8 protein-coding genes are annotated in these 13,037 nt (G+C 38.0%); 4 read left to right on the plus strand and 4 right to left on the minus strand.

Going from position 1 to position 13,037, the window contains the following annotated elements; all coding sequences use genetic code 11:
* Nucleotides 1–77 precede the first annotated feature (77 nt).
* The 3 genes from J2Z40_RS13740 (at nt 78) to J2Z40_RS13750 (ending at nt 7,832) form a co-directional block, all read left to right on the plus strand.
* Nucleotides 78–3,116 (plus strand): ATP-binding protein, encoded by a 3,039-nt coding sequence (locus tag J2Z40_RS13740; protein WP_066398018.1) that lies wholly within the window; start codon nt 78–80, stop codon nt 3,114–3,116.
* 25 nt (nt 3,117–3,141) lie between these two features.
* Nucleotides 3,142–4,233: a response regulator gene (locus J2Z40_RS13745; RefSeq protein ID WP_066398017.1), complete on the plus strand. Its 1,092-nt coding sequence runs from the start codon at nt 3,142–3,144 to the stop codon at nt 4,231–4,233.
* 173 nt (nt 4,234–4,406) lie between these two features.
* Complete coding sequence (locus J2Z40_RS13750) at nt 4,407–7,832, plus strand: immunoglobulin-like domain-containing protein (RefSeq protein WP_066398016.1); 3,426 nt, start codon at nt 4,407–4,409, stop codon at nt 7,830–7,832.
* A 143-nt stretch (nt 7,833–7,975) separates the two neighbouring features.
* Here J2Z40_RS13750 and J2Z40_RS13755 read toward each other — a convergent pair whose 3' ends face one another.
* On the minus strand, nt 7,976–8,227 hold the full coding sequence (locus J2Z40_RS13755; RefSeq protein ID WP_157087856.1) for a hypothetical protein: 252 nt from the start codon (nt 8,225–8,227) through the stop codon (nt 7,976–7,978).
* Nucleotides 8,228–9,046: 819 nt separating this feature from the next.
* Here J2Z40_RS13755 and J2Z40_RS13760 point away from each other — a divergent pair.
* Nucleotides 9,047–9,607 carry a YitT family protein gene (locus J2Z40_RS13760; protein ID WP_066399587.1) on the plus strand — a complete coding sequence of 187 codons (561 nt, stop codon included), beginning with the start codon at nt 9,047–9,049 and terminating at the stop codon, nt 9,605–9,607.
* A gap of 658 nt (nt 9,608–10,265) precedes the next feature.
* On the opposite strand, the gene J2Z40_RS13765 is transcribed toward J2Z40_RS13760, so the two are convergent.
* The 3 genes from J2Z40_RS13765 to J2Z40_RS13775 form a co-directional block, all read right to left on the minus strand.
* Nucleotides 10,266–10,640 (minus strand): PASTA domain-containing protein, encoded by a 375-nt coding sequence (locus J2Z40_RS13765; RefSeq protein ID WP_162840503.1) that lies wholly within the window; start codon nt 10,638–10,640, stop codon nt 10,266–10,268.
* 54 nt (nt 10,641–10,694) lie between these two features.
* Nucleotides 10,695–11,072, minus strand: a complete 378-nt coding sequence (locus tag J2Z40_RS13770) for a hypothetical protein (RefSeq protein ID WP_066398011.1) — start codon at nt 11,070–11,072, stop codon at nt 10,695–10,697.
* A 248-nt stretch (nt 11,073–11,320) separates the two neighbouring features.
* Complete coding sequence (locus tag J2Z40_RS13775) at nt 11,321–13,018, minus strand: DUF2207 domain-containing protein (protein WP_066398009.1); 1,698 nt, start codon at nt 13,016–13,018, stop codon at nt 11,321–11,323.
* Between the last annotated feature and the right edge of the window lie 19 nt (nt 13,019–13,037).

Below are 13,037 nucleotides of genomic sequence, written 5' to 3' on the forward strand. Positions count from 1 at the left end.
CCCCCGCTTCCCCCTTGTGAATCAATCGAGTTGTCTTTAATATAGAAATAAAATAAATCATAAGGACGCTCAAATAAATGAAAAAACACTCTTTAAAGATTGTAATACTAACTATTGTGCTAATTATATGTGTAATTGTGTTGAATACTTGGTTAGATCAAGAAAAGACGACACAGCGAGAAGCTGTGAATGGGGTTTTAGATCTTCGTGGCTATGATTTCAGCCAAGGGGAGCCTGTGGAGTTGGATGGGGAATGGGCGTTTGTTCCTGGTCAATTACTTGACTCCATTGAGTTTGAAAAGGTGCCTTCTTATTTTGTTCAAGTGCCGTCCTTATGGACAAGCTATGACCTTGATGGGGAGAACGTGCCTAAATATACGAGTGGCACGTATCGCCTAAAGATCAAGATCGATCATAAAGAAGAGATTCTAGGATTAAAAACAAGCAATATTCGTATGTCTAATGCCATGTATTTGGATGGGCAGCTGATCGGTCAAAGTGGAAGTCCGGCAGAGGATGCATCTTATACGCCACATAATATCCCATATGTTTCCTACTTCATATCTGACAATCGTGAAATCGAACTGCTAATCCATGTTGCCAATTTTGAATACGCGTCAGGCGGGGGAATTTTAGGTTCTATCTATATCGGTGACCAAGACAGCATCGGAAAATTACGAGAGAGCTCAATTGTGTATGATTGGGTAACGATTGCGGCCTTTTTAACGATGTTTATTTATTTCTTAGGGAGTTATCTACATGCAAGAATTGGGCTGGAACAGCTTTACTTTTCTCTTTTTTGTTTTTCGAATGTGTTATATGCCTTTTCTCATGGTGAAAAGGTGTTTCTTGCGCTATTTCCTGCTACGCCATATGAACTATTTGAAAGAGTTCAATCTTCTTCAAGTATTTTGATCGGCTTTTTTATCTTGTTGTATTTTCAGCATGCTTTAAAGCCATTTACGCATCGAAGGATTTTCAGAACACTTAGTATCATGGGCCTTCTATTATTTGGCTCAGCTTTGTTGCCTGTGCATATAAATTCTCAATTGCAAGGTGTTTATTCCGCCTATATTTTTATTGTTTTAGTTTACATCATCTATATTCAAGTTATTGCGATTTATAAGCGGTCAGTTGGGGCAACGTATTTAATCCTTAGCTCGTTTACGATTTTTATTTATTTTATCGTTGGCACATTAAATGTGATGATGGATATTAAATTAAATGCCCTGCCTCCATTATTGCCGTTTATTTGTTTGACGTTGCTCGCTCTTTTTATTTCACATCGTTTTACGAAATCATTTTTGAAAAAGGACGAGCTTTCTAGTGCCCTCTTGCATGTGGATCAGCTTAAGAATGAATTTATTGCAAAAACATCTCATGAATTTCGAACGCCCTTGCATGGCATCATTGCAATTTCGCAATCGATGTTAGACAAGGAAGATGCCTCCTTAACAAATGATCAAAAGGAAAAAATGATGCTCGTTGTTCATATTGCTCAGCGGTTGTCTCTTCTTGTGAACGATATTTTGGATTTTTCTAAGTTGAAGGTCGGAGAATTAAAACTAAATATTGCTCCAGTTGATTTATTTGCTACTACACATGTAGTCGTTGAGACGTTTTCATACTTGATCGATAAGGATGTAACGATTATTAATCATATGAAACGAGGGCAATTTGTTTTAGCGGATGAGGAAAGGATTCGACAAATATTATATAACTTAATCGAAAATGCGATTAAATACACGCATCAAGGGAAAATTGAAATTAATTGTTTTGAACGGGATGGAAAAGTTGTGATCCAGATCAGTGATACGGGCATCGGCATTCCTCCTGAAAATATGGAGAAACTATATGATCCATTCCAGCAGTTTGAGAACTCCGTTGGCGGTACCGGTCTAGGACTAAGTGTGACAAAGGAGCTTGTTCAAATCCAGAATGGAGAAATTACAGTTGACTCGATTGTTGGAAAAGGAACAACATTTACAATTACTCTTCCGCGTGCAGATGTAAAAGAAGGAGAAGAGAAGAGAGAAAACCCAATGTACGTTAGTCAAAGACGGCCGATTCACCTTTCCATTCCTTACATTGCCAAAAATAAAGGAAAACAAAAGGTGATCATTGCTGATGACGATCACATCAACTTAAAAGTACTGATCGACACACTTACACAAGAAGGCTATTTTATTATTGCTGTTGATAGTGGAAAGGCTGTTTTCGATCAAATTAAAAAGCACCCTGATGTGGATTTAGTCATTTTGGATATTATGATGCCTGGGCTGTCTGGATATGAAGTTTGCCAACAATTAAGAAAAGCCTATCCTCTATCAGAACTACCTGTTTTAATGCTGACGGCTGCGATTCGGGGTGAGGACATGGTGGCAGCTTTTCGGTCAGGGGCTAATGACTTTCTGCATAAACCGCTTGATGCCTCTGAATTGAAAACAAGGATACGAAATCTTATTTTGATGAAGGAATCAGCAGAAGCAGCAACAAATATGGAAGTTGCCTTTTTACAAGCTCAAATTAAGCCGCATTTTATTTATAATGTATTAAATTCAATTTTATCCCTTAGCTATTTAGATTTAGACAAGGCAAGAACAATGATTACAGACTTTGCTCATTTTTTAAGAGGGAGCTTTTCGTTTGAGAATACGAGTTCACTTGTGCCGCTAGCAAAGGAGCTTTCACTCATTCAATCGTATGTGAATATTCAGATGACAAGATTTCCAGAGCAAATGGAGTTTGAATTACAAATGGAGGAACCAATCCATTGCTTCATTCCACCGCTATTGCTGCAGCCGCTTGTAGAAAATGCCATTATTCATGGACTGAAGGAGAAGAAAGCGGGTGGGAAAGTCACACTTAAAGTGAAAGAGGAAAATGGAATGGTTGTTTGTCAGGTCATAGATAATGGCCGTGGAATTTCAGCTGAAAGGCTTCATGACCATAGGAAAGATGTACATCTGATGGAACAAGGAGTAGGGCTTCACAATATTGCCAAACGATTAAAATATTACGAGGAAGCATCCATACATTTCGAAAGTGAAGAAAATAAAGGGACGACAGTAGAAGTGAAATTCCCGTTCATTCACGATATGAATAGCCTGGGATGAGCGATTGGAAAAAGAGGTGAAATAAGTGTTAAAAGCGATTTTGGTTGATGATGAAGTGTTGGCATTAGATTTATTAGAGGCGATGCTGAAGGAAGTTGGCGGAATTGATATTGTTGGAAAGTTTTCCAATCCAATCGAAGGGTTGGACAGGATCGGAACGCTGAAGCCGGATCTCGTATTCCTTGATATCGAAATGCAAGAGATGAACGGCATTACACTCGCTGAAAAATTGGAAAGTGTGGAATGGCAAACAGAAATCATATTTGTAACTGCCTATGATCAATATGCGTTGGAGGCATTTAATGTCCATGCCGTTGACTATATTCTGAAGCCAATTGAAAAGGACCGTCTGAAAAAAACGATCCAACGAATTTCTGAGCGGAAAGTTCAATCGCTCCCTAATCAAGTTCCAACAATGAAAGCGAGTCTGCTCGGAAGCTTTCGCTTGACCGATCAACAAGGAAAGCAAATGAAATGGCGGACAAAAAAGGTAAAGGAACTTTGTGCGTATTTAATCCATGTAAACGAACCTGTTCATCGGGATAAAATGATGGAGGAACTTTGGCCAGAACAATCGCAAGAGAAAGCATCTGCGCTTCTGCATACGAGTGTATATCATCTCCGCAAGGAATTCAAAAATCGTGAGTTCCATGAGGCAATCAAATATGTGGATGGGCGATATTCTTTTATTATCGATATTGATAGTGATGTGATGGAAATTAAACAAATCATCAATCAGAAACGCTTCACAAGCAGTGATGTAAAGGAACTGCTTTCCTTATATACGAGTGATTATTTAGTAGAAGAAGATTATAACTGGTCCATTCATTTGCGCGAACAGCTCTGGAAAGCGATCACCCACTATTTAAGAACCTATATTAAGATTGCCCCAGACGAAACAAAGGCAGATCCTGTGTACAAAGAGGCCATAGAAAAGCTAATTGATTTAGACCCATGGGAAGAGCAGTATACGATGGTGTTAATCCAATATTATATTCAGCAGGGAAACAATCGAGAGGCGCTGAATGTATACGAAAAATATCGAACATCCCTGTGGATACAGTTGGATATGAAGCCGCATAAGGAACTAGAGGATATAATAAAAAAAATAAAATAATTTTTATCCACCTAAATAGGCAGATAGGTGGATTTTTTGTCGTTTTTTGTCTGATTTGTTGAGAATTTGTTGAGAGTGAAGTAATAGAATAGTACTAGTGAGATAGATCACTAGTAAATATATTTTCTATTTTATCAAATTTAAAAGATACATATTAAATAGGGGGGCCTACATTGAAGAAGAATAAAATACTAGTTTGTTTAATTATTTTTATGATGATGTTTTCATATCTTCCACAATTAACTGTGGATGCGGAGAGATTATCAGAGGACGATAGCACAACAACTGAAGGTACAGAAACAATACTAGAGGAATCTGATGAATTAACAGATGAACAGATAGTAGAAGCTGTAAAGTCTACTTTAGCGATTGTATTTGCAGAAGGAGAGAGTGAATCAAATGTAACACAATCACTTACTCTTCCTGCATCAGGTATAGAGGAAACTACAATTACCTGGTCAATTGATTTAGAAGATATTATTGATGCTGAAGGAACAGTCAAACGTCCAACAGATGAAGACAAATTGGTGACCTTAACAGCAACTATTACAAAAAATGAAGTAACTGATACAAAAACGTTTCACGTAACAGTCATTAGACAGCTTGAATCAGCGGCTCCAGTATTAACAGCTGGTGAAGTTGAACGCGTCTCCAATTCTGAGGCGGCAGTGAGATTTACATCGAGTAAAGCAGGGCAATATTACTTCGAATTAGTACCAAGTGGTGAAACAGCTCCAATTATTGAAACGGTTGATGCTGGAACTGCTGTGACAACAGAAGAAGCAACGATTCGTTTAATCGATTTGTCTGCAGGTGGCAAGGACATTTATATTCAAGTAAAAGATGAAGAAGGAAATGTAAGTGAGGCATTAGCTATTGAAATTCCAGCATATGAACCGAGTCTACCAATTGTCGGTAGACATGTAACAGTTGGTGAAGATGTCTTTTTAGGCGGAAAATATATTGAAGTTGGGATCTCAAAAAGTGGTTCATTCGGGACGAATTTGGACGCACCTCATGGTTTTCATCCGATCAACCGTTCAAATCTGGGGTTTGTTTATGATGCGGATGGCTTTGACATGGGAAAGGAAATGAATAGTGGAGATTATTTTCTTCCAGGCAGCCCATATGAAGGCTTTCTTGTTGGATACAAAAATGGGGAAATGCCAACTACTTTTTTAAATGCAGAGAGAAATGAAGTTATAACTATTCCTAGTATATCAATTGAAGATTTATCTAGTGGAGATACTTTAGCTGCCAAAACTAGTGGAAAAACAAATGATAATAAATTAAAAGTAGAACAACTTGTTTCATTTAAAGTGGATAATAAATTTTTCAAAATGACAGTAGAGATAACAAATACGACGGATGAAACCCTTCACGATGTAAGGTATATGCGTTCTGTAGATCCGGATATAGATTTAGATATGAAAGGGACATATAATACAATTAACTCTGTTCCATTCAATTTTCCAAATGACAACAAATCAGTTGCATTAGCAGTAGGACCAGAAACAGGCAATGCTTTATTGTTAATGTCAACTGATTCAAGGTCGAGGGCTTCATTAGTTACGAGCGATATGTATTCATTAGCGGCTTACAATGATGACGGTGTCATTGCAGAATCTAATTCAGATACTTGGATGGGATTAACTTTTGCATTAGGTAATTTAGCCCCTGGACAAACCGAGATTGTTGAATATTTTTATAGCTTAGATAGTAACATCGATCAGACAATAGAAGATATTGAGGAAGCTGCACCGGGTATGTCAGATGACGAGGCAGTAGCAAATGCAAAGGCTTCACTAGAGATCGGGTATGAGGATGGGGACAATCAATCAAGTGTAACGAAGAATCTAACTCTCCCAACTTCAGGCGAGAATGGCACGATAGTTAGCTGGTCTTCAAATACACCAGGAGTCATTTCTCCAGAGGGTACGATTAATCGCCCATCCTATATAAATGGAAATGCATTCGTTACATTAACTGCAACTATCAAAAAAGGTGATTCAATAGAAACAAAAACATTTATTATTACTGTAGTTAAACTACCAATTACAGATAGAGAAGCAATAAGTATAGCAGGATCAGCATTAAATATAAGTTATGCAGCGGGTGACAGTGCAACGAATGTTACTCAAAATCTTACACTTCCGTTAACAGGGGAAAAAGGAACAATAATTAGTTGGTCAACAAGCCATCCAGACATTATCGCAGAAAATGGAAATGTTTCAAGACCAACAAGAGATACAGAAGTTATTTTAACAGCGACAATAAAAAAGAATGGTATAACGGAAACGATAATCTTCCGTGTAAAGGTATTAAAAGAAAGAACATCTAGTTATCCAGAAGACGATTATGAGAATACAGCTTCAGAACCAACGACAGAAGAAATTGTTGATGTCGATGGAGCAAATGGAGAAAACCTAACAAAAACGCCAATCACAAGAACAACAGGTACTGATGGCAAGGTGAAGGATCATGTTTCCATGTCAGAGACCGTCGCCAAAGATACCGTTGAAAAAGCGAAACAACAAGGTGTCAACACTGCGAGAATTGTTATTCCAGATACAAACGACAAAGTATCTGAAATAACAGTAGAAATTCCGAAGTCTGCAATGAAACAATTAAATGATGGAAAAATGAAACTGGAAATTGCGACAGACAATGCGATCATAGCGATTCCAACCGCATCGATCTCTTCGTTTGATGATGATTTATACTTCCGAGTTGTTCCACTTAAAACAAAAGAACAACAAAAGCAAGTAGAGGACCGTGCAAAGAAGGAAGAAATCGTTAAGGAAATTGCCCAAAATCAAACGGTGCAAGTGCTAGGCCGACCGATGGAAATCGAAACAAATATGCAAAACCGTGAAGTGTCTATCGTCCTTCCTTTAAAAGATAGTCTGCCAGCAGATGCCAAGGAAAGAGAAAAAATCCTTGATAATCTAGCCATCTTTATCGAACATAGCGACGGAACGAAAGAAGTTTTACAAGGGAAAGTTGTTACCTATAAAAACAATGGTGAACTAGGACTGGAATTCACGGTCAACAAGTTTAGTACTTTTACAATCGTCTATATGGAAGGTGCCGACACTTACTTCGCTGGGAAAGAAACATGCGGAAAAGATGTCCTTCCAGCGGATGCAATTGGCTGTGTAAGTGCTAAGAAGACTGTGCCGGTATATGAACTTGTAAACAATCGCTTGAAAAAAGTAGATGTTCTAAAGGGAAGTCAATCAGCTCCTGCATACGAATCGATTTCCCCAATGCTTGGATTAGGCGGAGACATTTGGGTAGAGCGTACAAATGCGATTCGCTACGAGACGCCATCCAAAGCAATGTTAGCCAAAAATGCATTAACAGGTTCAAAGCGAGTAAAGCAAATGTGGAAAGGGCTTGAACTGCGCCCAGGCCAAATTGGAAAAGTAACGATCTTACAAGACACAGTAATTTGGGAAAAAATCAACAAAACGAATAAGCTTCCTCGTATTTTGAAAAAGGGAGAGCAATATCGAGTGTATCGCTATGTGCCAGGTATGTATGATTTAGGGAATGGGATATATGTGGTGCAGGATGGGAACATCACGATTCAGTAAGACTGTTTGTTTTTCAAGGTATTATAATTTTGGTGAAAACTGGTAAAAATACTATAGGGGAATAGTTAAATTGTACAAGGAACATTCTCCCATGAGCAAAAAAAGGAGAAGTGATCTTAGGTTAACGACTGCTTCTCCTTTTTCTAATATGGAAGGGTGAACTCTGCATAATATTCTTCTTCATTTATGTCTGGATTCACAAGACTATAGGCATAACCAATCTTTACATCCGCTCCGAATAAATGAATGCTCATAATATTAAAGAGGCCATATTCATTATTAAGGTCCTTGTTTTGATCATCAAATCCATTAAAAAGTTGTTCTAATACTTGCGTTTTTTTAGAATAATTAATATGATTCTGGAAGCATATGGATTGTTCTCCTGCTTCCTTCAAAGCCACATGCCCTTGTGGAAGTGTAAGAAAGGTCCTCATAGTAATTTCAAAGTAAAGTCGGGGTGCTTGTCACCTGCGGAATAAGCTTATTTCACAAAATAGAGCTAACTCGATTTGAGTTAGCTCTATTTATTTTGACTCTTTTCTAAGGGAAAGCAAAGGGATGGTTCTCTTGCTTTTCTTTAAAATCATTCATATGGAAGCACAAGAACCGTCCCCATGCTTCACAAAAAAAAGTAGCTGGTTCGCAAATAAAAATAGAATATCGCAAAAAAAGTAGCTGATTCGCAAATAAAAATAGAATATCGCAAAAAAAGCAGCTGGTTCGCAAATAAAAAGAAGATATCGCAAAAAAAGCAGCTAGATCGCAAATAAAAAGAAAATATCGCAAATAAAGTAACTTATTCACAAATAAAAGTAAGATATCGCAAAAAAAGTTTTCATTACAATAGATAATAACTATATTTTTTAATTAAACCTAAACATTTCGTTTGGAAAAGATCGATTATCCCGTAAGCTTCATTTAGTAGTTAAGGGGACGTGTTAGCAAACACAATTAAGTCTATAATAATATCAATCAAAACTATTCAATCAAGCATAATAGTAATGAAAAGGCCACCAAGCAGGAGCAAGGTGGCAGGTAACTCATTTAGATGAAATTTTTACTTACTCCGATTCAATCGAAGGAGGGTCATGGAAGCACAAGAACCGTCCCCATGCTTCCCTAAGGTACGAGATTCCCTCAATCAAGCATGTTTTCTGGACAACCCTCATAAGGATAAAAGAGTGTTTCTTGTTCGGAGATATGGGGTGATTAGGATGTTTGCTAGAATAGCTGCTGTGTTGATTGGGAGCATGCTGCTTGGGGTTGGGATTAACGGTTTCTTAGTTCCACATCATTTACTTGATGGGGGAATTATCGGTCTGGCCCTTATTTTACATTATTATTTTGATTTTCAAGCGGGACTATGGTCAGCTTTGTTAAGTGTTCCATTAATTTCTTATGCATGGGTAAAGGATCGGGCCCAGTTTCATGGCAGTATTTACGGGATGATTATGACAGCCGTTTTTATTGATTTATTGGCGCCTTTTCAGTTTCAGCTGCCAATCTGGCTCAGTGCGATTTTAGGGGGAGCAATTTGTGGAATTGGCGTAGGCTTGATGCTTCGATATGAGACAAGCACAGGGGGAACGGACTTGATCGCCTATTTTATCGCAAAAGTAACCCCATTAAATATTGGGCTATCGATCGCTATAATGGATTGCCTCATTGTCCTAATCGGGTATCAAACATTAGGTCTTAAAAGTGTAGTATTTTCAAGTATAACGATTTTAACTGCGGGAGTGTTTGCGAATATTTGTTATGAGGGGTTTAAATGAATTAAACTGAAGAAATAATCATTCAACGTGTAAAATGAAAAAAGGGGTCGTGCAATAGAGAATAGTGTGTTCTTCTTCCTGCTATTTGCACCTTCTTGGATTGTTTTATTAGTGCAGGTATGGAATAAGCGGAAAAATTCCGGCTAATTAATATAAACGAGGCTTAAATAGCGAATATAAGCAGAGAGACTCCGGTTCACTGCTACAAATAAGACAAAATCTATTTTTTTTTGATCATATAAGCGGAAAAACTTCCCTTATTATTCATGTGCAGTGAATTTTAAAAAAGCAGCTGATTTGCAAATAAAAAGAAGATATTGCAAAAAAAGCAGCTGGTTCGCAAATAAAAGTAGAATATCGCAAAAAAAGTAGCTGATTCGCAAATAAAGTAGCTAATTCGCAAATAAAAGTAAGATATCGCAAAAAAAGTTTTCATTACAATAGATAATAACTATATTTTTTAATTAAACCTAAACATTTCGTTTGGAAAAGATCGATTATCCCGTAAGCTTCATTTATTAGTTAAGGGGACGTGTTAGCAAACACAATTAAGTCTATAATAATATCAATCAAAACTATTCAATCAAGCATAATAGTAATGAAAAGGCCACCAAGCAGGAGCAAGGTGGCAGGTAACTTATTTAGATGAAATTTTTACTTACTCCGATTCAATCGAAAGAGGGTCACTAGGCTCTTCGGTTACAGAAGAATCATTGACGGGTGTACTTGTTTCTTCAGGCTTTGAAGTTTCTACCGGTTTTGTTGGTTTTTCAGGTGCAGGCTTAACGGGTGCAACATCCACTGTTTTATCCGTCTCTTTCTTAACTGGTGGTACAGTTACAGGCTTTTCCTTGCGTTGGACATAGATAAATATAGACGCATCTGTATTCCAGTTTCGACCTGCAGAAGTTTCTGAACGAATGACTGTGCCTTCTTTTTTTCCGCCGTCCTCGTAAGCAACACGCGGTGTTAGTCCTTTTGCATGCATTGTTCGAACGGCCTCTGCTTCAGTCATCCCGATAATATTCGGCATGATTACCCATTTCCTTGGAGCATCCATTCTTTTCAAATCTTCTTCAGAGTAGAGTCATTTTAATTCAGCTTGGTATTCGGGATCATTTGACATGTCTCTGCCGCCATTTTTAAGAGCGGCGCCCTCGTCATACCAATCACTAACAACAGTATTTTCTGTAGAAGGTTGACTAACAGCTTCTGGAGGAATATTTGTTGTTTCCTCTTTATCCTCCGTTTTTTCTTCCTCTAGTGGAGTAGCTATCTCCTCTTGCTCAGGTTGATTGATGTCTGTTTTCGCTACTGGATTTTGTACAGGAAGCAATGCGGCAAGCTTTCCTTGTGGAAGATAAACGATTACCAGAATGATTCCTAGTAAAATAGCACCGCAGCCTGTTAAAATTTTGGATGACTTTTTGAAACGTATCTTTCTTAAATTCCTGCCTATTTTCATTGTTTTCTTCTCGCATTCTATTCGTTTTTTCTTTTTAAAATTACCATAGAAGTTTCTGTTTAAGTAGCTGTAATTTATGGAAGGAAAGGACGAGAAATCGGCCGCTATTTCTCCCTAATTGTTGTTCATAGAAAAATGAAAAGTGACAGCAAAATAGAGCAAAGTTAAGCATTCTAAACAAATAGATTCAGAATCATAAAAAATCCCGATTGATGAGAAATCGGGATTCTTCTACATTGTACTTCCTATTAAAAGGCCCCTGAACCGCCACCGCCGCCACCTGCTCCAGAGCCGGAACCTGCACCGCCGCTCCCTGAACTGGTGTGAATCGCTGTTGCATCATCTGCGGACTTGAAGTTTGAAGTGACCATAGTCGCCAAGATAATCCATGTCGGATCAAATCCATAGACTGTGTCCACTTGACCTTCTTCTGCATGAAATGTTGTTTTGAAAGATTTGTTGTTCACTTGAAGGCTTTTCTCATTGATTCCTAAACCATATATATAGCCGCGCATTCTGTCATCAGTTGATAACAGCTTCCAATCTGTTTCAGTCATATTTGGGAAACGCTTTTTAAACAGTTGCCATTCATATGCGATCTTGGCACCATTCCAATTTTTCGGGCGATAAGTAATTCCGAAAACGAGTAACACCAAAAATAGAAATAATGAAATCAAAAACAAAGCAATTAAATCATTTGCAGCAAATAATATAGAAAATGGCACAAGGATTAAGCTTAGCAGGCAAACGGTCCATCGATATTTCCCGTTCTTCTCATACAAAGCAGCAGCTTTCCACTCATCTCGTACGGCGTTCTGCCATTTTGATCGATGTGTCTGGTATTTCTCATGATTCTCCTGATCTTTCGTATAGGCAGATAAATCATCGAAGTTAAATTCATCGTTCGCTCCAATTTCATCAAATAGCCAACTGACTAATTCCTGCTCATGCCCGAGTAAACCTTCTCGATTGACAAGTCGAAAACGATTTTCATCCAGTTGATCAACATGCCCTTTTCTAACCAAATCTAGGATAGAAGCAGCAATCGTTTCTGGCAAGAGCTGTTGATAATTTGTAAAATAAATCGTCGCTGGCAATGAGAGTACTTGCTTAGGTAATCGGCCATCACTCCCAAGTTCTCTAATGAGTGCATGCTTCCTTCCTTTCGCACCGAGATAGGCACGTAAAAGCACAAATAATAATAGAATACTAAAGATAGGAACGACAATCATACCGATTGATCTGAGCTGCTCCTTTCGTTCGGATTGGGCTGCTGCTTGATCGGTTAATTGCTGTTCTGCAGCCTCTATTTCATCTCGCATGTGTTTTTTCGAAGGACTCGTAACAGCTCCGAAAAGCTTGCTGTCATAGGCTACACGAATGTCTCCATTTCGTTCACTAGGCACTTTCCCTAATTGAAATTGCACCTGTCCATCTTGTAAAACTTGTTCCTTTTGAAAGGCTTCATCATAGCCAAATGCAATAACATTTGTCGTTGATTCTGGTGGATAAACATTGATTGTTAAACTTCCATAAGTAGATTCATTGCTTTTATCAAAAAATGGCCAATAAAGTTCTGCAACATCTGCATATACGTCCACACCATTTTTTATTTCATAAAACAAATCAATCGTAACCGTTTCATCTTTTCCTTCACGATGAATCCGATGCTCCGATTTATCCGTTTCAATTTCTAACTGTTTTTTCCCTTCATAGGCTTCAAGGTTAACAATCTCAGATCCCTTTTTCGGAATGATCTCCCGAATAATCCCCCCGAATTTCCCGCTAAACTCGTAAGTATGCTGTTCCTGCACAGCTACACGTCCATCTTCTTGTAAATAGGCATGAATTTCTACATCTGTAATATCGTAATCAACTGCTAGTGCTTGTGTGGGAATCAATAATATAATTGCTAAAAACAAGACAGTTATTATTTTTCTATACATAGTTTGCACCCCCCATGCT

Source organism: Cytobacillus eiseniae (assembly GCF_017874625.1).
Lineage (GTDB): Bacteria > Bacillota > Bacilli > Bacillales > Cytobacillaceae > Cytobacillus > Cytobacillus eiseniae.